General features: G+C 65.7%; 18 protein-coding genes. 6 read left to right on the top strand and 12 right to left on the bottom strand.

From position 1 onward, the window contains the following. Positions 1-114 precede the first annotated feature (114 nt). The 3 genes from AB4Y63_RS15410 to AB4Y63_RS15400 form a co-directional block, all read right to left on the bottom strand. Positions 115-900: an ABC transporter permease gene (locus tag AB4Y63_RS15410; RefSeq protein ID WP_441791945.1), complete on the bottom strand. Its 786-nt coding sequence runs from the start codon at positions 898-900 to the stop codon at positions 115-117. Then, positions 897-1931, bottom strand: coding sequence for an ATP-binding cassette domain-containing protein (locus AB4Y63_RS15405; RefSeq protein WP_441791944.1), 1035 nt, complete (start codon positions 1929-1931; stop codon positions 897-899). The genes AB4Y63_RS15410 and AB4Y63_RS15405 overlap by 4 nt, the downstream gene beginning before the upstream one ends. 212 nt (positions 1932-2143) lie before the next feature. After that, positions 2144-2857 (bottom strand): PadR family transcriptional regulator, encoded by a 714-nt coding sequence (locus AB4Y63_RS15400; protein WP_441791943.1) that lies wholly within the window; start codon positions 2855-2857, stop codon positions 2144-2146. 115 nt (positions 2858-2972) lie between these two features. Between AB4Y63_RS15400 and AB4Y63_RS15395 the strand changes: the two genes are divergently transcribed. Next, positions 2973-3497, top strand: a complete 525-nt coding sequence (locus AB4Y63_RS15395; RefSeq protein WP_441791942.1) for a DUF1697 domain-containing protein — start codon at positions 2973-2975, stop codon at positions 3495-3497. Further along, positions 3497-4081, top strand: a complete 585-nt coding sequence (locus AB4Y63_RS15390; RefSeq protein WP_441791941.1) for a YdeI/OmpD-associated family protein — start codon at positions 3497-3499, stop codon at positions 4079-4081. Before AB4Y63_RS15395 ends, AB4Y63_RS15390 begins: the two co-directional genes overlap by 1 nt. 43 nt (positions 4082-4124) lie before the next feature. Here AB4Y63_RS15390 and recQ read toward each other — a convergent pair whose 3' ends face one another. Then, positions 4125-6200, bottom strand: coding sequence for a DNA helicase RecQ (gene recQ, locus AB4Y63_RS15385; protein ID WP_441791940.1), 2076 nt, complete (start codon positions 6198-6200; stop codon positions 4125-4127). 192 nt (positions 6201-6392) lie between these two features. Between recQ and AB4Y63_RS15380 the strand changes: the two genes are divergently transcribed. Next, complete coding sequence (locus AB4Y63_RS15380; RefSeq protein WP_441791939.1) at positions 6393-6986, top strand: TetR/AcrR family transcriptional regulator; 594 nt, start codon at positions 6393-6395, stop codon at positions 6984-6986. Between the two features lie 58 nt (positions 6987-7044). Next, on the top strand, positions 7045-9213 hold the full coding sequence (locus AB4Y63_RS15375) for a YhgE/Pip family protein (RefSeq protein WP_441791938.1): 2169 nt from the start codon (positions 7045-7047) through the stop codon (positions 9211-9213). A 190-nt stretch (positions 9214-9403) separates the two neighbouring features. On the opposite strand, the gene AB4Y63_RS15370 is transcribed toward AB4Y63_RS15375, so the two are convergent. The 6 genes from AB4Y63_RS15370 to AB4Y63_RS15345 form a co-directional block, all read right to left on the bottom strand. Beyond that, entirely contained in the window at positions 9404-9931 is a 528-nt protein-coding gene (locus AB4Y63_RS15370; RefSeq protein WP_441791937.1) for a dihydrofolate reductase, read from the bottom strand. Continuing rightward, positions 9931-10740, bottom strand: a complete 810-nt coding sequence (locus AB4Y63_RS15365) for a thymidylate synthase (protein ID WP_441791936.1) — start codon at positions 10738-10740, stop codon at positions 9931-9933. Before AB4Y63_RS15365 ends, AB4Y63_RS15370 begins: the two co-directional genes overlap by 1 nt. A 296-nt stretch (positions 10741-11036) precedes the next feature. Continuing rightward, complete coding sequence (locus AB4Y63_RS15360; protein ID WP_441791935.1) at positions 11037-11762, bottom strand: copper resistance CopC family protein; 726 nt, start codon at positions 11760-11762, stop codon at positions 11037-11039. A gap of 9 nt (positions 11763-11771) precedes the next feature. Next, positions 11772-12491, bottom strand: coding sequence for a YcnI family copper-binding membrane protein (locus AB4Y63_RS15355; protein ID WP_441791934.1), 720 nt, complete (start codon positions 12489-12491; stop codon positions 11772-11774). A 121-nt stretch (positions 12492-12612) separates the two neighbouring features. After that, positions 12613-13266, bottom strand: coding sequence for a hypothetical protein (locus AB4Y63_RS15350; protein WP_441791933.1), 654 nt, complete (start codon positions 13264-13266; stop codon positions 12613-12615). Positions 13267-13379: 113 nt separating this feature from the next. Next, complete coding sequence (locus tag AB4Y63_RS15345; RefSeq protein WP_441791932.1) at positions 13380-17417, bottom strand: ExeM/NucH family extracellular endonuclease; 4038 nt, start codon at positions 17415-17417, stop codon at positions 13380-13382. A gap of 472 nt (positions 17418-17889) precedes the next feature. Between AB4Y63_RS15345 and AB4Y63_RS15340 the strand changes: the two genes are divergently transcribed. Further along, positions 17890-18405: a CarD family transcriptional regulator gene (locus AB4Y63_RS15340; protein WP_441791931.1), complete on the top strand. Its 516-nt coding sequence runs from the start codon at positions 17890-17892 to the stop codon at positions 18403-18405. A 119-nt stretch (positions 18406-18524) separates the two neighbouring features. Here AB4Y63_RS15340 and AB4Y63_RS15335 read toward each other — a convergent pair whose 3' ends face one another. Continuing rightward, positions 18525-19316, bottom strand: a complete 792-nt coding sequence (locus tag AB4Y63_RS15335) for an alpha/beta fold hydrolase (protein WP_441791930.1) — start codon at positions 19314-19316, stop codon at positions 18525-18527. A gap of 202 nt (positions 19317-19518) precedes the next feature. Here AB4Y63_RS15335 and AB4Y63_RS15330 point away from each other — a divergent pair, with 202 nt between their 5' ends. Beyond that, a complete protein-coding gene (locus AB4Y63_RS15330; protein ID WP_441791929.1) occupies positions 19519-20055 on the top strand; it encodes a dihydrofolate reductase family protein in 537 nt (178 codons plus the stop codon). Between the two features lie 285 nt (positions 20056-20340). Here the strand turns inward: AB4Y63_RS15330 and AB4Y63_RS15325 are convergent, their stop codons facing one another. Further along, positions 20341-22710 (bottom strand): DEAD/DEAH box helicase, encoded by a 2370-nt coding sequence (locus tag AB4Y63_RS15325; protein WP_441791928.1) that lies wholly within the window; start codon positions 22708-22710, stop codon positions 20341-20343. Positions 22711-22749 lie beyond the last annotated feature (39 nt).

Genomic DNA, 22749 nt, shown 5'->3' with positions numbered 1-22749 from the left:
CGCCGACGCCGACGCATCCGTCGACTGAACGCAGAGGAGGAGATTTTGCGCCACGCCGCCCCAACCTGTCGGTTGGTGGCGGCGAGTCGCAGAATCTCCTCCGTTACGTGCGGCCTAGGCCGAGCGCTGATAGGCGCGGAACGCCCGCGTCGACAGCCAGGCCATCACGATGGCCAGCGCCGCCAGCATCCCGAGGTGCGCCCAGATCGTTGCCCAGTCCGGCACGGCCTGCAACGCCTGCCGCGCCACGATGACCGCCCATTCGACCGGGTTGTAGGCCGCGGCGGTCGCCACCCAGGAGGCCGACAGGCTCGTCTGCATCAGCGCGCTGCTGAGAAAGATCAGCGGAATGGAGATCATTTGCGAGATCCCGATGAGCACGTTCTGATTGCGGGCAAGCAGGGCCGCCGCGTTCGACAGGGCCGAGAAGATGGCCGTCAGCAGCATCGCAGCGACGACCATGAGCAGGATGCCGGCTGCTCCCCCCTCGAATCGCGCCCCGAACAGCCACGCGACGCCGACGACGATCAGAGTCTGAATCAGGGTGAGGATCGCCTGATACGCCAGCGTTGACACCATCAGCGCGCCCCGATTCGTCGGGGAGGTGAGCAGGCGGTCCATCACGCCACGGTCCATGTCTTGGATGTAGGTGGTGCCGGCCCAGGCACTGCCGAACAACGCCATCATCATCACGATTCCGGGCGTGAGGAACTCGAGATAGCTTTCTCCCCCGGTGAAGCCGGGGATGTCGACGACCGATTTGAAGAGCTGGCCGAACAGGAGCAGCCAGATCATGGGCTGCACCAGGTTCAAGACCAGAAACGCAGGGATGCGCCAGGCCGCGCGCAACTGGCGGGCGGTGAGAATTCCGGTGTGGGTGACGGCGGTTGCGATGCTCATGATGCACTCTCCTCTGCGAGTTCTACGGCGGGAATGGCCCCGCTGTTCGCGTGGGCACGGGCGAAACTGTGCCCGGTGTGACGCAGGTACACGTCGTCCAGGCTGGGACGGGCGACGGTGGCGGATGCCACGCGCAGGTTTGCCGCGTCGAGGGTGGCGAGGGCGAGCGGCAAAGCCGTCGCGCCGTCGTCCGCCCGGGCGCGGAGCGTGCGCCCCTCGAGCGTTAGCTCGAGAAAGGCCGGCACCCGTTCGAGTGCGGCGCGGGCGGCGGGCAGGTCAGCGGTTTCCCGCAGATCCACCACGACGGCATCGCCACGCAGGCCGCTCTTCAGCTCATCGGGTGTGCCTTCGGCGACGATGCGGCCGCGGTCGACGATCGCGAGCCGGTTGGCCAGGCGGTCGGCCTCCTCGAGGTAATGGGTGGTGAGCAGAACCGTCATCTGCTCCTGCCGGGCCATCCGCTCGATCTCTGCCCACATCTCGGCGCGGGCTTCGGGGTCGAGCCCGGTGGTCGGCTCATCGAGAAACAGCACGGCCGGCCGGTGCATCAGGCCGAGCGCCACGTCGAGTTTGCGGGCCATGCCGCCCGAATAGGTTTTCACCTGGCGCTTGGCCGCGCTCTCGAGAGCGAACCGGCCAAGCAGCTCGTCGGCCCGCGCATGGGCAGCCTTCGCACTCATACCGTGCAGGCGCCCGGCGAGCACCAGGTTTTCGAAGCCCGTGTCCATCGGGTCCGAGACCTGCTTTTGGGCGACGAATCCGATGGCGTGGCGCACCTGCTCCGGATGCTTGCCCACGTCGATCCCGGCGACCATCGCAGTTCCCGAGTCGGCGCGTGACAATGTCGACAGAATCTTCACAGTGGTGGACTTGCCGGCTCCGTTCGGGCCCAGCAGGCCGAAAATGGTTCCGGCTTCGGCCTGGAAACTCAGTCCGTCGAGGGCACGGATCGGCGGCTTGCCGCGTCCGCCTGAATAGGTTTTGACCAGATCGGTCGCATGAAGCGCCAGATCTGTCTGTGATGTAGCCATGAGGCTCCTCCTTGGGGGTGGGAGCGCTCCGGTGTGAGATGCGGTTGGGTGCGGTGCATGAGCGTGCGGTCAGCTCTAAACTGACAGCACGCTCTGAGGCGACTGTTGACGCAGAATTCAGCTCACGCTGGAACGACTCGGATGTGAGGTGGCTCGGATGTTGGCGCATCCGGGCCACCGTTTTTATGGGTGGCTGTTGAGTTGTGTGCGGGTCAGGGCGCGGGGTCGGCGTCCTCCTTGTGCGTACGGAGGCCGGGGCTGCCGAATTCGGGATCGCCGAAAATCTCGGCGCCAAACTCGGCCTGAATATCCGCCGCAGTGCGGCCTTCCCCGAGAAGCTCGTGCAGGCGCGTCCAGATCTGCATCCCGCCGAAACTGCCGTTCGCGAACCGCTCGACCGACGATGCAACGAAATCGCGTTCCGCGGTCATGATCGCGACGCGGTAGTCGAACTCGATCAGGAACAGTTCGGGAAGACTCTGCATGAGGGCCGTCGCACGTTGGTCGGCTCGGGCAGCCAGCTCGACGCCCAGCCGGTCGAGTCGTTCCTGCAACAAGCCAATGGCGTCGGCGGGCGGAAGCATGGGCATCAGCGAGAGTCCGGTCTCGAACGCCGGGTACTCCTTGACCGGCTGGGCCAGCAGCTCGCTGAGCCATTCTCTCGACTCGACGCGGCCGGCATCCGTGATCGCATAGACAATGCGCTCTGGCCGATTGCCCTCGCGCTCCGTGTGACTCGCCTCGATGAGCTGGTGCTTCTCGAGCGATTTGATCACCGCGTAGAGCGAACCGAAGTTCAGCTTGATGCTGTCTTCTTTTCCGCGCTCCCGCAGGTTGGTGGTCATCTCGTACGGGTACATCGGGCGCTCCCACAGGCACGACAGTACGGCCAGGGCCAATGGGTTCGAAATCACTCGCTTCGACATACTCACCTCCAAATACTTCACTCAGAGTATTCCGCACCGAGTGCTCTGTCAAGAGCATCTGGCGACGGTTATGAGGGGACGCGCGGATGTCGGTGCCAGCCGATATTCTCGCCTCATGACTCGTTATGCAGCTCTGCTACGTGGTGTGAATGTCGGCGGAATCAACCTGAAGATGGCCGACGTTGCCGCGCTGTTTTCGGGCCTCGGACTCGACAACGTGAAGACCGTGTTGGCGACCGGGAATGTGTTGTTCGACTCTCCCCTCTCAGCCGCTGAGCTCAAGCCGCAGATTGAGGCGGCCCTCGGCGAGCGATTCGGCTACGAGGCGTGGGTGCACGTGCTCGACGTGGAGACGATCGGGCGCATCATCGAGGACTTTCCGTTCGAGGCCGAACGCGAGGGGTGGCATCCGTATGTCATCTTCACCCTCGACCCGGCCCTGGCCGCCGAACTGCTCACCTGGCAAGACAAGCTGGATGCGCAGTTCGAGAGCATCCGGCCCGGCGACGGGGTCATCTACTGGACCGTTGAACGCGGCAATACCCTCGGCAGCACGTTTTCGAAGGAGACGGCGCGCGCCAAGCACAAGGCGACCACGACGACGCGCAATCTGCGCACACTGCAGAAACTGGTGCGCTAATGGCGGTGGAACGGGAGCTGCTCGTGTTCGGAAGTGCCGCCGAATGGCGCGCCTGGCTCGAGGCTCATGCCGCCAAATCGCCCGGGGTGCAACTGGCGATCGGCAAGAAGGGGTCGGGGATACCGAGCGTCAGCTATCTGGAGGCGCTCGAGGAAGCCCTCTGTTTCGGCTGGATTGACGGGCAGCGCAACCGACTCGATGAGACGCACTTTCGCCAGCTCTACACTCCGCGCGGTCCGCGCAGCATCTGGTCGCAGATCAACCGGGACCGGGTGCAAGCCCTCATCGACGCGGGACGAATGACCCCGGCCGGCTTGGCGGAGATCGACCGGGCGAAGTCCGATGGCCGGTGGGATGCCGCCTATGCGCCCGCGAGCACCGCCGTCGTTCCCGACGACCTGGCTGCCGCTCTCTCCGCCTCGCCAACAGCATTGGCACTGTTCGAACAGTTGGACAGCGCGAATCGGTTCGCGATCCTGTTTCGGATTGCGAACGTCAAGCGTGCCGAGACGCGTGAGCGCAAGATCGTGACGTATGTCGAGATGCTTGCGCGTGGCGAGACGATCTATCCGCGGAAGGTGTGAGGCCCGACGCGCCGATCCCTCCGCGAAAAAGGAGACAGCGCTACTACAGCGCCGGGACGAATGCGCCCGCCGCCACCACATCGATGACCTTCTGCCCGTAGGACTCCAGTTTTTTCGCACCGATTCCGGTGATGCCATCGAGGTCGCCGAGCGACGCCGGCTTCGCGGCGGCGATCGCGATCAGGGTGGCATCGCCGAAGACGATGTAGGCGGGAACCCCCTGCTCGCGCGACTCGGCCGAGCGCCAGGCGCGCAGCGCTTCGAAGAGCTCCTCGTCGGCGGGCGACAGGTCGGCGGCTTTCGCCTTGCTCGAACTGCGGGACGAGCGAGCGCCGCGCTCCGCACGTTCGGCACGCTCCGGCTCGTGCCGCAGCTGCACGGCGTGGTTGCCGGCAAGCACCTCGGCCGCGGCATCCGTCACCGCCAGCACACCGTACTCACCATGGGTCGCGATGAGCCCCTGCGCGAGAAGCTGTCGCACGACGCCGCGCCACTGCTGGTCGCTGAGGTCGGAGCCGATGTTCCACGTGGCGAGCTGGTCGTGCCCGTGCTGGGTGACGCGCGGGGTGACTTTTCCGCGCAGGATGTCGACCAGGTGTCCGGCGCCGAAGCGCTGATTGCGCTCGCGCAGCAGGCGCACGATCGTGGAGAGCAGCTTCTGGGCCGGAATCGTGCCGTCCCAGGCGGCCGGCGGGGTGATGCAGGTGTCGCAGTTACCGCAGGGCTCGCTCTGCTGACCGAAGTAGCGCAGCAGATTGACGCGGCGGCAGTCCACGGTCTCGCAGAGCGCGAGCATGGCGTCGAGGTGCGCGGACAGCTTGCGGCGGTGCGCGAGGTCGCCCGGCGACTCGTCGATCATGCGTCGCTGCTGCACGACGTCCTGCAGGCCGTAGGTGAGCCATCCGGTCGACGGCAGACCGTCACGACCGGCGCGACCGGTCTCCTGGTAGTACCCCTCGACGCTCTTCGGCAGGTCGATGTGGGCGACGAAGCGCACATCGGGCTTGTCGATGCCCATGCCGAACGCGATGGTGGCGACGATGATCACGCCGTCTTCGCGCAGGAATCGGGCCTGGTTGCGGGCGCGCACCCGGGCGTCGAGTCCCGCGTGGTACGGCAGGGCGTTGAGACCGCTGGCCTGCAAGAACTCGGCGGTCGCCTCGACGCTCTTGCGGCTGAGCGCGTAGACGATTCCCGCGTCATCGGGGTGCTCGGTCTTGATGAAGCTGAGCAGCTGCTTGCGCGGCTCGGCCTTGTTGACGATGCGGTACTGGATGTTCGGCCGGTCGAAGCTGGCGACGAAGTGCTTCGCCTGCTCCATCTGCAGCCGGGAGGTGATCTCCTGGTGCGTCGCATCCGTCGCCGTGGCGGTGAGCGCGATGCGCGGCACATCGGGCCAGCGGTCGGCCAGCTCGGACAGCGCGAGATAGTCGGGCCGAAAGTCGTGGCCCCACTGCGACACACAGTGGGCTTCGTCGATGGCGAAGAGTGCGATCTCGCCGCGGTCGAGAAACCGCTTGGTCGACTCGAGCGAGAGACGCTCGGGTGCGACATACAGGAGGTCGAGGTTGCCGGCGATGTAGTCGCGCTCCACCTGATTTCGGGACTCGGCGTCCTGGCTGGAGTTCAAGAATGCAGCGCGCACGCCGACGGCGGTGAGCGCGTCGACCTGATCCTGCATGAGCGCAATCAGCGGGGACACGACGATACCGGTGCCCGGGCGCACGAGCGACGGGATCTGGTAGCAGAGGCTCTTACCGCCACCGGTCGGCATCAGCACGACGGCGTCGCCACCGCCGATGAGCTGGTCGATGATCGCGGCTTGCTCACCGCGGAACGAGTCGTAGCCGAAGACCGTGTGCAGCGCTTCGGCGGCGGTGGTGAACTTGGCGGTGGCCGGGTTGCGACGGATGTCGGCGGACGCGGCGTGTGATGCGGTGCCGTTGGGACCGCTGGGAGCACCAAAGCCCCCGGCCCGGCTGACCGGGGAGTCGGCGAAGTTCGGCGCCTGATAGGCGTCATCCGGGGGCGGCGGGGCCCCGTAGTACTCGGCATACCCGTCGTCGATGGGCGGCGGAACCTCGTTCGGATCCCACGGAATTTCGTCGTTCCAACTCACCGGGCAAGCCTACCGGCGCGCCCCTGAACGACTGCTGCTCGGCGTGAGGCTGTGCACGCGTCACGAACTCCGGAGCCTGTGCACGCGCCCTGCACGCCAACGACCGCGCACCCGGCGATACGGCACTTGACAGCAAATCAAGATCGGACGTAGTCTTTTACGATTGTAAAATAGATCTACGAGGAGGCGATCGTGCCGGAACCTACCGATCCGCGGGCGATCCGGTCGCGCGCCGCGCTCCTGGCCATAGCTGAGCAGCTTCTCGGTGAAGCGCGCGCCGACGAGTTGACCATCACCGAGGTGGCCTCGCGAGCCGGAGTGAGCCGGCCCACGTTTTACCAGCATTTTGCAGATGTGCCTGCCCTCATTGCGGCCGCAGTTGTCGCGGACCTCGAGGCATCCTTCGCCCGGAGCGACGCACAGCTCACGGACCAAGCCGGTGTCGAGTTCTTGCGCGGCACAATTCGAATGCTCCTTGAGCACGTCTCCCTCCGGCGCGAGGTGTACCGGCGTGTGCTTCGGGGCTCGAGTAGCTATGTCGTGCTGTCTGCGGCGGTCGGATATATCTCCACCCGCATGAGCGAGCACGTGCTCGGCGCTCATCTCGCCCCAGGAAGTCGAGCTGACGACGATCGGATCACTTCAATCGCAGCGGGGTCGACCTGGCTGGTGCTGCAGTGGCTCGAGACGGACTTCCCCGGGCGCGACACCCCCGAGGCGTTCGCGGAACACCTGTCCGACCTGATGCTCACCCTCGCCGGGGTTCCCGACACCCTCCGCAGCTGACCGAGCAGCGACATCCGTTTTCTCACACCTCCCCACACACGCATTCGAAAGTAAAGTTATGGCCCTTCTCCGTTCAGTTGCCCGCGCGCGCCGCGGGCTCACGCTGCCGAAACCCTTCGCGATTGTCGTCTTGATCGCCCTGAGCATCATCCCGCTGATCTACGCTGCTGCCCTGATCTGGTCGAACAACGACCCCGTCGGCAATATCGGCAATGTGCCCGCGGCGATCGTAAACCTCGACGCCGGAGCGACTGTCGAGGACAGCGCCGGAAGCTCGAGCTCGATCCAGCTCGGTGACGACGTCGTCTCGGCGCTCGTCGACGCGAACGGTGACAGCAAAGAAGGCTTCGGGTGGACGGTCACCGACGCCGACAAGGCCAAAGCGGGACTGGCACGCGGTGACTATCTGGCCGTGCTCACGATCCCGGCCGATTTCTCAGCAAACGCGACCTCGCCGGCGACGGTTGAGCCGACCGGCGCGAACGCGGCCAAACAGGGCATGCTCTCGATCACGACAAACGATGCAACGAACTACATCACCGGAAGCATGGCCCAGTCGCTGGGCAACACTCTGGTGCGGAATCTCGCAGACACGGTCTCGTCGACATATCTCGAAAACGTCTACCTCGGTTTCACCACCGTGCACGACAGCATCGCCGACGCCGCAGAGGGTGCGGCCACCCTCGCCAACGGCACCAGCGAACTCTCGACCGGCGCATCCGCCCTCGCCGATGGCGCATCGACGCTCGCCATCGGTGCGGGGAAACTCAACAGTGGGCTGGGCCAGATCTCCTCGGCAACGGATGCGCTTCCCGCCGGGCTCTCCGCTTTGAACGCCGGCATCGGCCAAGCCACCACCGGCGCAACCGACCTCAGCACCGGCCTGGCGACCCTGCAGGGTGGAACGTCGTCCCTGGCCGTCGGCGCCGATCGCGCGCTGACCGGCGGAACCCAGCTCTCGGACAGGCTCGACACCCTCGATACCGCGACACCGACGCTCGCTGCGGGCGCCGCGCAGGTCGCCAGCTCCCTCGACCAACTCGTCGTCGGCTACAACACCATGACCGATCCGCAGCGTGCCACCGCGCTTCAGCAGCTCGACACCGCCGCCCACCAGGTCTCCGATGGAGCCGGAACCGTGAGCAGCAGCGTCTCCGCCCTGGATGCCGGGGCGGAAGCCTTGGTCGGATCAGCGAGTGAAGGCACCGGGCTGAGCGCCCTGGCCTCCGGCGCCGCAGATGTTCGGGACGGAACCCTCGCCGCGAGCGAAGGTGCGACAACTCTCGCCGCCGGACTCGGCAGCCTCAACACGGGATTCGATGGCTTGACCGTGAAACTCACGACGTTAGTCTCGTCGATCACGACCGCGGCGAGCAGCAGCAGCAGCCTCGCCACGGGGGCGGACACCCTCAAGTCCGGTGCCTCCTCTGCAGCCGACGGCGCACACCAGGTCGACGACGGCGCACACACCCTCTCGACCGGGCTCGCCGACGGTGTACTGAAGATTCCGACCTACACGAACACGCAAGCAAACCAGCTTGGCAACGTTGCCGCCGCCCCCATCGCGCTCGATGCCGAGCGGGAGAATGCTGTCGCGCTCTACGGCGCCGGTCTCGCTCCGTATTTTCTGTCGTTGGGACTGTGGATCGGCAGCCTTGCGGTGTTCTTCATGCGCCCGGCGCTCAACACGCGCCTCGTCGGTTCACGCTTGCCGTTGTGGTTGGTTGCGTTGCGCTCTTATCTTCCGAACGCGCTCATCGCCGTCGTGCAAGCGACGCTTGCTGTGCTCGCAGTGAAGTTCGCCGTCGGCATCGACATCGTGAACCTCCCCGCAACGTTCGGAATTGCGATCCTTGCATCGCTCACCTTCATGGCCATCAATCAAGCACTCATCGCGCTCCTCGGTGCGCCCGGCAGATTCGTCGGCTTGCTGTTCGTCGTTCTGCAGCTCAGCGCCGCCGGGGGAACCTATCCCATCCAGACCGCGGCCCCTTTCTTCCAGGCGTTGCACAACTATCTGCCCCTCACCGACGCCGTGCAGTCATTCCGTACTTTGATTGCCGGCGGCACGCTCGGAGTCGGCCCCTGGGTGTGGAGTCTCGTCTTCTGGGCGATCGGTGCGCTCGTCGCGATTGGCATCGCGGCCTTCGTCACCCGGCGACGCCTGAACCGCAATGAATCTCTCGAAGCGACACCCGTCGCGCTGGCCAAGGTCGCGCTGCTCTGATGCCGACCAACTAGTCACCGAAGCCGACAAACGGCCCGCTACCCCCTTGGGTGGCGGGCCGTTTGTCGTTGTCGGCACGAGTTCACGCGACCGGAGATCGAGCCTGTCGAGATCTGGTGACCGGGTCTCGAGATCGGCGAACGAGGTCTCGACAGGCTCGACCAGCGAAATGGGCAGGCTGCGGATGCGATCAGGCTCGGCGGTAGGTCAGGAAACGGTAGTCGAGACCGGAACGCGAGGTGTGCCATCCGAGGCCTGCATCAGACTCAGCGAGATCCGACGCGGACGGGTCGGACACCGTCAAGGTCCAGGAAGCGTCGATCGTGGGCGCCACGGTGTCGCCGTCGAACCTCGCGCGCAGCTCAGTCACCTCGAGGCGATCGGCCAGGGGCAGCGCGAGGGCGAAGATCTCGGCGCCTCCGATCACCCAGACCGAATCGTCGGCGGCGTGCGCGAGAGCAAGCGCCTCATCAAGCGAGTGCATGGTGTCGGCACCCTCTGCAGCCCATTCGGGCTGGCGGGTGATCACGATGTTGCGCCGGCCTGGGAGCGGGCGAAACCGCGGCGGCAGCGAGTCCCAGGTCTTGCGCCCCATGATCACCGCGCCATCCTTCGTCACCTCTTTGAAATGCGCGAGGTCTTCGGGCACATGCCAGGGCATGACGCCGTCTTTGCCGATCACTCCGCCGTCAGACTCGGCCCAGATCAGCCCGATCATCAGACAGCGACCGCGCCGCGGATGGCGGGGTGGTGCTGGTAGTTCTCAATCACGAGATCGTCGTACTCGTAGTCGAAGATGCTGTCGCGTTTCTGAGCGATGCGCAGTTGTGGGGCAGGGAACGGCTCCCGGCTGAGCTGCTCGGTCACCTGCTCGACATGGTTGTCGTAGATGTGGCAGTCGCCGCCGGTCCAGACGAACTCGCCGAGTTCGAGGCCGACCTGCTCGGCAACCAGCTGGGTGAGCAGCGCGTAGCTGGCGATGTTGAACGGCACTCCGAGGAAGAGGTCGGCGCTGCGCTGGTAGAGCTGGCAAGAGAGCTTGCCGTCGGCGACATAGAACTGGAACAGGGCGTGGCACGGGGCCAGCGCCATGTCGGGGATGTCCGCCACATTCCAGGCAGACACAATCAGTCGACGGGAATCCGGCGTAGTGGTGATCGCCTCGATCACCTCGGAGATCTGGTCGATGTGACCGCCATCCGGCGTGGGCCAGGAACGCCACTGCACACCGTAGACCGGGCCCAGATCGCCGTCGGCATCCGCCCACTCGTCCCAGATCGTCACACCCTTGTCGCGGAGCCACTCCACGTTGCTTTCGCCACGCAGGAACCAGAGCAGTTCGTAGGCGATCGACTTGAAGTGCACCCGCTTGGTGGTGATCAGCGGGAATCCCTCGGCGAGGTCGAATCGCAATTGGCGGCCGAAGACGCTGCGCGTGCCGGTTCCGGTGCGATCGGTCTTCTGAGCTCCGTTGGCGAGGGTGTCGCGCAGGAGGTCTTCGTAGGGGGTGGGGATCGTCGAAGTCACCTTGTAATCGTAACTGGGGATGTACGGGGTCGGCTGGATGCTGGGCGGGCGACGTGCGTGGATGGGCGCGTTCAAAGATGAAAAGACGAAAAACTCGGGGGCGCCGCCGGATGGCTCCATGGGCTGCGCCCATGGAGGCCCGTTCGCCACACCCCAGCCCCTGGAGCCAACCGTCGGCGCAGTAGCGGGACGTGCGAGCTTCGCCGCCCGAAATACGAAGGACAACAAGGCGACTTGCTCGTCAGGATGTGGGTGAGGAGGGGGCGAATCCGCCCCCTCCTCAGGTTAGAAAAGAGTTACTTCGTGGACGGAGTCTCTTCGGGTGGAGTGTTGGTCGGGGCCGCCGGCGGCTTCCTGCGACCGACCACCAGCAGAGTGACCAGAGTGGCCGCCAGCACCGCAGCCACCGCAGCCCCGATCCAGAGCACGTCGCCGAGGGCGGCGTTCTCGGGAGCCGGCGCCGGTGTCGCGGCATCCGTCTGCGTGGGTTTGGCGGCAGATCCGCCCGATGCGGTTCCGCCACAATTCGGCGGCGTCGAGGTGCCCTCGGCGAGCTGCTGGTCGGCGTTCGGCTGCCAGGTGAAGCTGAAGTCCCCCGAGATCGAGTGACCATCCGTCGAGACGACCTGCCAGACGACCGTGTACTCCCCTGGCTCGCCGAGTTGAGCCTCCATCTCCAGCGTCGGCCCGAAGACCGTCACACAGCCGTCACCGTAATAGAGCGGTGAGGCGGCATCCGCCGGCCCCGAGATCTGCATTGCCATGCCGGATCCCACTCCGTCAAGGTTCAGCAGATTGTCATTCGTCGTCACCTGGAAGACGGGCGGCTGCTCGGTCACGACTGCGCCGGCCGCCGGTGTCGTGCTGATCACCGAGTTGTGTGCCGATGCCGGGCTCGCCGGACCGGCCAGCACCGATCCGACGAGCACCGCACCGGCCATCGCCAGGCCGACGACCCAGGTGCCGACAATCCGGGTGCCGACAATCCGGGCACGAGCGTGTCGCCGTGCGTGTGATCGCATGCCGACAGCCTAGGCCGAGGTCTTGCGGCGCGCGGTGACCGCGAGCACAACGCCGACGGCACCGACGATCAGTCCGCTGATGCCGAGCACGCGGGCCACCACATCATCGGATGCCGCGTCAGCGTGAGTCTCGTTTGCTGCCGATTCCTCGGACTCCGCTCCTCCGTGGCCGCCGTGCCCCTCGCCCTCTGCGACTGCCGCGGTGACCGCGATCGCGGGTGCGGGGTGATCTGGCTCAGAACCGTCGGCCTTCGGAGCCTGGTTCCAGTTCGTCTCGCCGACCTCGCAGGTCTGCAGAATCGGGAATTCGAGCGTGCTGCCCGCGGCATCGGCGGGGAGCTGCATGCTGAGCGCGAAGGTGTCGCGCAGACCGTCGGGGAACGGAGTCTTCGCGGTGTAGACGACCTGCCCGAGGCGCGTGCTGATGGTGTTGCCGGCACCGTCGGTGATCGGCTTCGTCAGATCGACGTCAACCTTTGAGACATCCCAGCCGGGGTTGACCGTCGGGGTGACGCTCGTGATCTGTTCCGGGATCGAGATCGCCAGGGCCGTGGTGGCCGACCCGTCGCAGCCGTGCGGAAGGGCGAATGTCAGCACGGTGTACGAGCCGGCAGCGCTCGACGGCGAATCAACCGAGATGTGAGCGCTGGCGGAGAGCGGAACGGCGACGGCGAGCAGGGCGCCGGCCGCGAGGGTGGAGCCGGCGATGAGGGTGTTCTTGAGCTTCATTGAGTTGTCCTTGTGCGAATGAGCGCACCGAAGCCCCACGAATCGTGGGGAGGGTCAGGGTTATGCCTGCAGCCGGTTCGGTGCGTGCGGGAAGGGTCTGATCTGTGTGGCCCGACCGAAGTCAGGCGAAGCTCAGAGCCGGCGGCCCGCGATGCCGCATTCGGGAGAAGACAAGCGCAAGGTCACGCGGTGTGAACACGCGTGCGGTCGTCGCCGCCGAGCGGGGAATGGCGGGCAGCGTCGCGCCGGCCAGCGCCCCGGCGAGCGCCGTGAACAGTGAACGGATGCCGAGGCGCACGGTGTCGAACAGACCCCAGAACGCAGACTCGCCGTGGCGCAGCGCCACAATGGTGATCAGGGCGGCAACGGCGTGGGCCACCCACATCCAGACCGCATCATGCCCGGCAGCGTGACCAACCGGTGCGGAGCCCAGACCAACCAGGACGCCGATCGGGCCGTGCTCGTGTGCCCCGTTTCCGGCCGTGCCGGCCGACGCGGAGGCGGGCGACACGGTCAGTGCGCCACCGGGCGCACCGAACGAGAAGAGCCCGTGAAAGATCAACTGGCTGATCAGCACCGACACGGCCATCCGCGCGAGCGACAGGGTGCGCCCGGCCAGGCCGATGCAGACGATTCCGGCGAAAGCGAGAGAAAGAACGACAGCCACGATGCTCGGAACAGCGCCGCCGGCCAGTGCGTGCGAGAGGCCCGCCACAAAAGTGGAGAACAGGGCGACAATCCAGCCGCGGGCGAATCGCGCCCAGCGTGTGCCCATCGTCGTCTCCTCGTGCAGTGGTCTCTCCAGCCTATCGGGCACGAGAAGGCGAGTCTCACGAACGAGTGATGGGGCCCGCGCACCGCGAGGCCCCATCATCCGTCGCTACTGAACTACCAGAGAACGAGCACGCTCGGCCCGGAGGTTGACGCCTTGACGGTGTCAGATCCGGCGTAGTCCGCGGTGATCGAGTGAATCCCCGCGTTCAACTTGGGGAGGTTGAGTTTCACCTTTCCCTTGTCGGAGGCCTTCAAGGTCACCGTGGCGATCGTGCTGTCGCCATCCTTGATCGTGACCTTTCCGGTCGGAACCACGCCGTCGGCCGTGACCGTGAGCGTGTACTGCACCGTTGACTTGTGCTGGGCCAGCAGTTTGCTCAGCGAACCAGAGGTGCTGCTTGCTGCCTTGGGCGGCTCCGGAACACTGAACGTGATCGGCACCTGCACGGTCGTGCCGGTCGTGTCGACGGTGACGGTCAGTGCCGAGGCACCCGACGCACCGGCGGGAATGGTGACGCTGACGGTTGCCCGGCCCACCTCATCCGTCGTGTCGACGATGGCCGGATCGATCGGCGCCGAACCGAGCGCGACCCCGCCGAGCGACACGGTGGCTGTGGTGCCGACCGGCTCGCCCGCGCTGAAGAGCATCGATGACAGTCCGAGCGTCACCACGTCGCCGGCGCTGTAGCCGTCGGCGTCAGGCGCACTGAGGGTGACCCCGACGGCGCGTTGCGCGTAGTCCGGAGACGCCGTGCCCACCGCTTTGAAGTAGTCGACCATCGATTGCAGGTCGACCTTGCCGGAGTCGGCCTTGGCTGTTCCCGCAGCGAAGGTGAGGAAGTTGTCACCGCCGGATGCGAGGAACGAGTTCACGGTCACCGTGTGGCTCTCGCCCGACGTGATCTCCACGCCGTTCAAGAACATGTGGGTGATGCGGGAACCGGCGGCGGCCGTCGGGTCGTAGGTGTAGTTCAGACCCTTCGAGACGCCGAGCCGCAGGAACGGTCGGCTTGCGCCGCTCGGCTGCCACTGCTCTTCGAGAACCTGCTTCAGTTGTGCCCCGGTCAGTTTCATCGTGACCAACGTGTTGGCGAAGGGCTGAACGCTCGCCGCCTCCTTGTAGGTCAGATTTCCGTTGGGATCGGTCGCCCCACTCGATGCGAATTTCATGTCGGTGCGGAGACCGCCGGGGTTCATGAACGCGATCTCGGCGCCGGCCGTCTGAGTGGCCAGCAGCTGGGCGTCGGCGACGAAGTTTCCGAGCGTCGACTCACCACCCCGATTCTCGGTTCCCGCCGTTTGCCGGGCCCGGTTGAAGTCGGCCGTGATATCTCCGACCTTCACCGAACCGAGCTCGTTGGCTGCCGCCGTCGCTGCCGCCACGATCGGCGTCACCGCCGGGTCGGCCGGGTACAGCGCGACCGGAGGCACCGCCGCCGTGTTCATCAGCGGCAGAATCTGGTTGCTGATCGCCAGCAGCTCCTTCGTCTCGGGGTTCACCGACAGGTTCATCAGGCCGATCTTCTCGCCGTACTGACCGGCCGAGATGACGGGACGCCCATTGATCACGTGGTTGTAGGCGAGGTGCGTGTGTCCGGAGACGATCGCGTTGACGTCGCCGTCGACCCCGTTCACAATCCGGCCGAACGCCGAATCATCGGTGGCCGAGCTGAGCGCCGTCGTTGCCGCACCTTCGTGCACCAGCAGAATGACGACATCCGCTTCACCGTTGTCCGGGTTGCCGTCACGCAGGGCGTCGGCCACTCGGTTGGTCTCGGTGGTGACGTCGCGGATCTCCAGGTTTGCGATGCCGGCCGGGCTCACCAGGGAGGGAAGCTCGTTCGTCACCGCCCCGATGAAGCCCACCGAGACGCCGTTGAAGGTCTCAACGAAGTACTCAGGAAGGGCCGGCTTGCCGGTCGTCTTGTCGTAGACGTTGGCACCGAGATACTCCCAGTTCGCCCGCGGAATCACCCGGTCGGTGAGGTCGGCAAAGCCCTGGTCGAACTCGTGGTTGCCCACAGAGCTGACGTCGAGTCCTGCGGCGTTCAGCACGTCGATCGTCGGGTTGTCCTGCTGGATGAACGACGTGAACGTGGATGCCCCAATGAGGTCGCCGGCCGCCGCGAAGACGGTGTTCGGGTTCTGCGCTCTGATCTGCTTGACCGCGCCGGAGAGCACCGCGCCGCCGCCAGAGGGCGAGGCCTGTTCGATGCGACCGTGGAAGTCGTTGGTGGTGACGACATTGATGTCGACCGGAACCACTTCCTGCGAGATGCCGACAACGATCGGGTCGTGATCGCTTGAGCGATACGGGGTTGCGGACTCCGTGGCTTTGAACGCGAAGCCGCGATCGCCCCACTCCGACGAGTTGATCCCCCAGACACCAGTCCCGGTGATCGAGGCGGCCAGCGCCGGCGTCGCAATCGAGTGATCGAGCGAGCCGAGCTCACCGTCGAACGTGTAGGTGTACTGATCGGAGGCTTTCGCCGGAACCAGGTCAACGTAGCCGGCATCCGCGAACACCTGCAGCGGGTCTTCCTGCGCGTAGGCGTTGAAGTCGCCGAGCAGCAACACATTCTCACTGCCGGATGACGCCTTCAACGTGTCGACGAAACTCACGACCGCGTGGGCTTGGGCGGTGCGCTCGGTGTTGAACTGACCCTGGCCGTCGGCCGGCTCGGTTCCAGTTCCGCTCTTCGACTTGAAGTGGTTGGCCACGACCGTGAGGGTCTTCTGCCCGGCGGTGAACGTCTGGGCGATCGGCTCCCTGGCGATGTTCCAGACCGCTTCATCGATCTGCGTCTGGCTGGCTCCAACCGGTGTGAGTGCGGCCTTCTTGTAGATGATCGCGGTCGTGATGAAGTCGGTGATCGCTGCATCGTTCAGCGCTGCCGGAGTGGGCACGTAGGCCCAGACGTCGCTGCCGGCGGCGGCGTTCAAACCGCTCACCAGGTCGGCGAGCGCCGTGTCGATCGGCTGGCCGAACTTGATCGAATTCTCGATCTCCATCAGGCTGACGACTTCGGCGTCGAGGCCGTTGATTGCCGCGACGATCTTCGATTTTTGGATGTCGAACTGCGCCTGGGTGGTGGCGCCGCGCGCTGCCGAGTTGACGCTCTTCAACGTGGTGAAGTAGTTGAACACGTTGAACGAGGCGGCCTGGATGTCACCTCCGACAGCTGGCGGGGCGCCGGGGCGCGGGTTGGTCGGCTCGAACGTCGGCTTGTAGGCCGCGTCGCTGGCGTCGTCGATGGGAACCACCGGCTGGAGGCGCCAGTCGTCGAACCCGTACGACAGCACAAGCTGCTCGGGGAAGTCGACCATGTCACCGACACGCACGACGGTGTCGGTGGTGAAGTAGGGCTGCTCGCCCAGGTGCGCCTTGTTGCCGACCTGGATGCTGTAGCCGTCGTCGAGGAACAACCGGTTAGCCCGGTTCGCCGCGGCAATCGCCGTGGCTTCTGCGCCCGGACGCACCTGTTCGGTGCTCTTGACGAGCGGGTCGCTGCCGGCCGAGAGCCAGAGCGTGCCGAAGTTGAAGAGCTGATGGCTTGAGCTGAGTCGGTAGGTTCCGGTGGGCGCGACGAGCATGCTTTCGAACTGCTCACGGTCTGCGCCGACGACGGTGTCGGGCAGGGCTGTCGCTGCCGGCACTCCGACCCCGGCCGTCACGACTTCGACGGCTCCGGCGGCGGAACCGGTGACCTGAGTGAGGCCAAAGTTTTCAACGACGGGACCCGTCACTCTCACCAGATCGCCGATGGCGAAGGTGGGTGTGACCGCGCCGACGGCGACAAAGACGCCGTCGGAGACGCCGGGAGTCGCATCCGTTTCTCCCCCGGAACCCGCAGTTTGGATGTAGACGCCGTTGTAGCCGCCGACTCGGTGGTCGGCGGTGACCACGCCCTCGACGGTGACGACGGTGCCGACGAGGGGGCTTGACGAGCCCGGACCTTGAACGTCGGCGATGGTGTGAGTGACCTCTGCGGCGTGCGCCGGAGCGGCGACGAGGGCAGTGAGACCGAGGGTGGCGGCGGTGGCCAGGGCAATGGCCGTTGTGCGCCCGCCCCTCGCTAGGAATCGTGAGTGTTCTGCGCTGCTGGTTCTCTGGCCCGGCATGTCGGGCGAACCGTGGGTGGAGTGTTTCAAGACCGTGTACTCCTCGCTAATCGAACGTCCTTGTGGAACGCGTGTATCGAACGGGTTGAGTTGCGTGTTTCGAGTTACCAATCCCCTGAACCGAGCGACCCATGCATGGGTCACACCCGTTCAGGGGTAGCCAGAGTCTAGGGATGACCCGCAACCGGGGCTAGACAATCACTGGACTGTTTGCCTGCTCTTAAGTTGGCGGCCAGCACACGGGGCACGGATGCGTCGCCGACGTCGGCGGCTCAGCGAGGGTTGCGGCGATCATCTGATCCCGCTTGTCGTGCTGTGTTCGCCTCATCCGAGCGTCGCAAGGGGGACTCCCAGGCGACTGTGGCACAATTGAAAGGTTGGTCGCTTGGTATGATGCCGGGCGCCTCCACGACCACAACTCCCGTTTGACGTTTTACGGGCAGCTGTTCGACATGTCGGTGCCACACGTAGCCGCGCGCATCGCGATCTGAATCGAGGAAGTTTGAAGTTCATCGTTGGGGAAACCCTCGTCTATCCGCACCACGGTGCGGTCACCATCACTGAACTCTCCACGATCACGCTGAAAGGCGTCGCCCAGCCGGCGATGACTTTGAGGGTGCACTCGTCGCAGCTCGTCATCCAGCTTCCGATCGCGAACGCTGAGCTTGTCGGAGTGCGCGACGTCATCGACGCCGCAGGGCTCGAAGAGGTCTACAAGGTGCTGCGCGATCCGTTCACCGAGGAAGCCACGAACTGGAGCCGCCGTTTCAAGGCGAACCAGGAGAAGATGGCCAGTGACAGCGTCACCCGCGTCGCCGAGGTTGTTCGCGACCTGTGGCGCCGCGAGCAGGACGGCGGCGTTTCGGCCGGCGAGAAGCGGATGCTCGCCAAGTCGCGACAGCTGCTCGAGTCCGAGCTGGCGTTGGCGCTCGGCACGTCGTCTGAAGACACCGTCATTGCGCTCGACGACGTGCTCAACGGCGCGATCACCGAGCCGGTGCTCACCGAAACGGCTTAGACCGGCGTAGAGAAGAAGAGGCCTGCCTCCACGGATTGACCGTGGCGGCAGGCCTCTTTCATTGCCGTTCCGCAAGACGCCCGCAGAATTCTATGGATCGAGCCAGAACCTCGAAGGAGTCAGTGCGTCTGGGCCAGCGCTTCGACGACAAGGTCGGCAACGAGCGCAGGCTCCTCACTGGCCGGCAAGAAGCTCGGGCCGGGGATCGTGATCACGTGGATGCGCGGGCATCCTTCGAAGGTGCGCCGCTCCTCTGTGGTCATGCCGCCGTCGCCGCTTTCGCCGTGCACGACCCAGGCGGGCACCTCGGCTTCGCACAGTCGTGACGCGACGGAGCCGTGGCGGTCCAAGTACCGCAGATAGCGGTGGAATGCCTTTCGCATAAATCGCGGATCGTTCTTGTGAAACTCACTGACGAGCTCATCACAGCGGTCCGGGGGCAGCGGTCTCTCCTTGACCGCGCCGGGAATGAGTTTCAACATCGCGACATATGGCAGGTGGCCGAACACGCGGCTGAGCCGATCGAGGGCGCGGAAGAATCTCGCCTCGTCCTCGCGCGAGAAACAGGGACCCAACAGCACAAGCGGCCCCGAAAACGCACCCGACGCTGCCATCTCAAGCGCCACGTTGGCCCCAATACTGTGGCCGACCACCGCATCGCAGCCGATGTCGGCAGCCAGCTCACTCGCGAGCCGCGCATAGTTCTCGATGCTGACGTCGTCGGGAGCGGGACTGCCCCCGTGCCCCGGCAATGTTGCTGCGACCAGCCGAACGCCGACCAACTTCGGCTCAGCCATCAGCTCCTGATAGAACACCGCAGTGCACATGCCGCCGGGCAGGAGAAGCACTGAGTGGCCGGCCTCTGCCGGTCCAGACTCGAGGAGGTCCCAGTTCCAGCGTTCGAGGTTCATCCGCTGCTCCGTTCACCCGGTACGCGTGTCTTACATTTCACGTTAGCAAGGCACGTGTGAATGCAGAAGGCGCGCGTTGACTCATGGAGAACCGCAGTGCAGCTGCCTCCGTTGCCTCAGGTGAACCTCCGTTTCGGCCCGGTTTGCGAGTGGGCTTCAACTCACCCCGCGCAGGTCTGGAGTGTTGCGTAGAGTGCTGCATATGGCTCTCACCCAGTACTACGTCGCGTCCTCGATCGACGGTTTCATCGCCGACGACAACGATCGCCTGGAATGGCTGCTTCAATTCGACTTCGAGACCTTTCAGGCCCTCTATGACGAGTTTCTCAGCGGCGTCGGAGCCATCATCATGGGCTCCACCACCTATGAGTACATCGTCGGCGACGGCACCGACGAATGGGCCTACGGAGCTTTCCCCGTCTGGGTGCTGACCTCCCGCGAGCTCACGGCCGTGCCGGGCGCGGACATCCGTTTCTTTCACGGCGACGTCGCGGCTGCGCACGCCGAGGCGCTCAGCGCGGCTGCCGGCAAGAACGTCTGGGTGATGGGCGGCGGAGTCGTCGCCGCGCAGTTCGCCGATGCCGGCCTGCTCGATGAGCTGAAACTCACGATCGTTCCGGTCGTGTTGGGGTCAGGCAAACGGTTGTTGCCGCTCGGGACCCCGACGGCGCCCCTCGAACTCGCACACACGACATCGTTTGAGAATGGTGCGATCGAGCTGGTCTACCGAATGACGTAAATGCTGCACGACGCAGACTGCGGGGCGTCCAATGGACGCCCCGCAGGCTACGTGTCGCACGTTCCCGGCTGCAAACCCGAATTGCAGCCGAGCACGGATGCGTACCGCTAACGGCACACGGGCAACATCTGAAGCGTAGGGGTGAGCGGCACAATTGCGAAAGCAACGCGTCGGCGCGTCGCGCGAATCGAGACGCTCTTTTGCGCACCTGGTCACGGGTTTCTCTCGCCCAGGCATGAAAAAGGGCACCCACCGTGACGGTGGATGCCCCTTTTCTCTCAGAACCTAGAGGTTCGCGAGGGCCCTGACTGACGAGTCGCCGGGAACGGCGTTGGCGTAGCTGGCGTCGATCTCGGCGCGGCCGAGAAGCTCGTCCATGCGACGCTGACGCTGCTTCGGGATGAGCGTGACAACGGTACCGGTCTTGCCCGCACGGCCGGTGCGGCCAGCGCGGTGCAGGTAGGTCTTGTACTCGTCGGGGGCATCGGCCTGGATGACCAGGTCGATGTCGTCGACGTGGATGCCGCGGGCTGCGACATCCGTTGCCACAAGCACGTTCACGCGGCCGCTGGTCAGCAACGCGAGGTTGCGGGTACGGCGGGCCTGGTTCAGGTCGCCGTGCAGGCTGGTGGCCTTGATTCCTGCATCTTCGAGCTGGTCAGCAAGCTGCTCAGCGTAGGCGCGGGTGCGGCTGAAGATCAGCGTCTTGCCATCGCGGTTGGAGAGCTGCTCGATGATGGCGCTCTTGTCGCGGTGCTCGACAACCAGAACCTTGTGGTCGATGGTCGAGGAGGCCTGGTCTTCACCGGCGACCTCGTGCACAGACGGGTTGGTCAGGAACTGCTTGACCAGGGTGGCAACACCCTTGTCGAGCGTGGCCGAGAAGAGAAGCTTCTGGCCGCCCTTCTTGGTCTGGTTGAGGATGCGCTGCACCGGCTCGAGGAAGCCCAGGTCGCACATGTGGTCGGCCTCGTCGAGCACGGTGATGCTGACCTGGCTGAGGTCGAGCTTGCCCTGGTCGATGAGGTCTTCGATGCGGCCAGGGGTGCCGATGATGATGTCGACGCCGCGCTGCAGAGCGCTGACCTGACGGTACTGCGGAACTCCGCCGTAGACCTGCGTGGTGAAGAGGCCGACGCTGCGTGCGATGGGCTGCACGGTGCGGTCGATCTGCAGCGCGAGCTCGCGGGTCGGGGCAAGGATCAGCGCGCGGGGCTTGCGGCCCTGCTGGCGGTTCTTGCTTCCCTCGTTCTCCATCAGCTTCTCCACGAGGGGAGCGCCGAAGGCGATGGTCTTGCCGGAGCCGGTGCGGCCGCGGCCGAGCACGTCGCGGCCGGCGAGCACGTCGGGGATGGTGGCAGCCTGGATCGGGAACGGGCTGGCCGCACCGAGCAGTCCGAGCTCGCGCACGATGTTGCCACCGAGGCCGAGGTCGGCAAAGCTGACGCCGACGACATCGGATGCCGTCGTGGCCTGCGCTTCGAGGCGCTCCAGAACCACGTCTTCTTCGGCGGTGAAGCGGGGCTTGTCTTCGCGGCTCGGGTAGAACTTGCTGTCGCCGCTGCTGCTCATGCTCGGGCGGTCGCTGTTGAAGTCGCGACGCGGGGCGCGGTCGCTGCCGTAGGACGGACGCTCCGTGCGGGCCGGACGGTCACCGTACGACGGGCGCTCGGTGCGTGCCGGGCGGTCGTTGTTGTAGGCCGGACGGTCAGTGCGCGGGGCGCGGTCGCCATAGGAGGGACGCTCGGTGCGAGCCGGACGGTCGCCGTAGGACGGACGCTCGGTGCGAGCCGGGCGGTCGTTGTTGTACGCCGGACGGTCAGTGCGCGGAGCACGGTCGCCATAGGAGGGACGCTCGGTACGGGCCGGACGGTCACCGTATGACGGGCGGTCGTTGTTGTACGCCGGACGATCGGTGCGCGGGGCACGGTCACCGTAGGACGGACGCTCGGTGCGAGCCGGGCGGTCACCGTACGACGGACGGTCGTTGTTGTACGCCGGACGGTCGGTGCGCGGAGCACGGTCACCGTACGAGGGACGCTCGGTGCGGGCCGGACGGTCACCGTACGACGGTCGGTCGTTGTTGTACGCCGGACGATCGGTGCGCGGGGCACGGTCGCCGTACGACGGACGCTCGGTGCGAGCCGGGCGGTCGTTGTTGTAGGCCGGACGGTCAGTGCGCGGGGCACGGTCGCCGTACGAGGGACGCTCGGTACGGGCCGGACGGTCACCGTACGACGGACGGTCGTTGTTGTACGCCGGACGGTCAGTGCGCGGAGCACGGTCGCCGTAGGACGGACGCTCACCACGGGCCGGGCGGTCGTTGTTGTATGCGGGGCGGTCGGTGCGCGGAGCACGGTCGCCACGGTCGTTGTTGTAGGCCGGGCGCTCGGTGCGGGCTCCACCATAGGCGGGACGCTCTGAGCGGTCGTTGCCGTAAGCCGGACGGTCGCCGGCGGGGCGGGACGCGGAGCGGGTTGCACGCTCGTCGGCGTTCCAGCGCTGCTTCTTGGGGGCGCCTTCGTCAGCGCGGAAACCGCGGTGGCTCGGGCTCTTGCTGCCCGTCTTGGGGGCGCCGCCCCGTGAACCACCGGAGTGGTTAGGATCGAAATTCTTGGCCGCGCGACCGACGGCAGGCTTCTTGCTCTTAGGCATAGAGGTATTTCTGGGTTGTGTTGAGTACATGGCAAACGG

Origin of the sequence: Leifsonia sp. YAF41 (assembly GCF_052113185.1) — a bacterium.
In the GTDB taxonomy this organism is placed as follows: domain Bacteria; phylum Actinomycetota; class Actinomycetes; order Actinomycetales; family Microbacteriaceae; genus Cryobacterium.
This window is presented reverse-complemented; position numbering and strand designations above follow the sequence as displayed.

Coding starts and splice junctions, on each gene's coding strand:
- AB4Y63_RS15325 (WP_441791928.1), bottom strand. CDS start 22,710: ATGCCTAAGAGCAAGAAGCCTGCCGTCGGTCGCGCGGCCAAGAATTTC.
- AB4Y63_RS15400 (WP_441791943.1), bottom strand. CDS start 2,857: ATGTCGAAGCGAGTGATTTCGAACCCATTGGCCCTGGCCGTACTGTCG.
- AB4Y63_RS15355 (WP_441791934.1), bottom strand. CDS start 12,491: ATGAAGCTCAAGAACACCCTCATCGCCGGCTCCACCCTCGCGGCCGGC.
- AB4Y63_RS15410 (WP_441791945.1), bottom strand. CDS start 900: ATGAGCATCGCAACCGCCGTCACCCACACCGGAATTCTCACCGCCCGC.
- AB4Y63_RS15360 (WP_441791935.1), bottom strand. CDS start 11,762: ATGCGATCACACGCACGGCGACACGCTCGTGCCCGGATTGTCGGCACC.
- AB4Y63_RS15370 (WP_441791937.1), bottom strand. CDS start 9,931: ATGATCGGGCTGATCTGGGCCGAGTCTGACGGCGGAGTGATCGGCAAA.
- AB4Y63_RS15335 (WP_441791930.1), bottom strand. CDS start 19,316: ATGAACCTCGAACGCTGGAACTGGGACCTCCTCGAGTCTGGACCGGCA.
- AB4Y63_RS15375 (WP_441791938.1), top strand. CDS start 7,045: ATGGCCCTTCTCCGTTCAGTTGCCCGCGCGCGCCGCGGGCTCACGCTG.
- AB4Y63_RS15390 (WP_441791941.1), top strand. CDS start 3,497: ATGGCGGTGGAACGGGAGCTGCTCGTGTTCGGAAGTGCCGCCGAATGG.
- AB4Y63_RS15405 (WP_441791944.1), bottom strand. CDS start 1,931: ATGGCTACATCACAGACAGATCTGGCGCTTCATGCGACCGATCTGGTC.
- AB4Y63_RS15330 (WP_441791929.1), top strand. CDS start 19,519: ATGGCTCTCACCCAGTACTACGTCGCGTCCTCGATCGACGGTTTCATC.
- AB4Y63_RS15350 (WP_441791933.1), bottom strand. CDS start 13,266: ATGGGCACACGCTGGGCGCGATTCGCCCGCGGCTGGATTGTCGCCCTG.
- AB4Y63_RS15395 (WP_441791942.1), top strand. CDS start 2,973: ATGACTCGTTATGCAGCTCTGCTACGTGGTGTGAATGTCGGCGGAATC.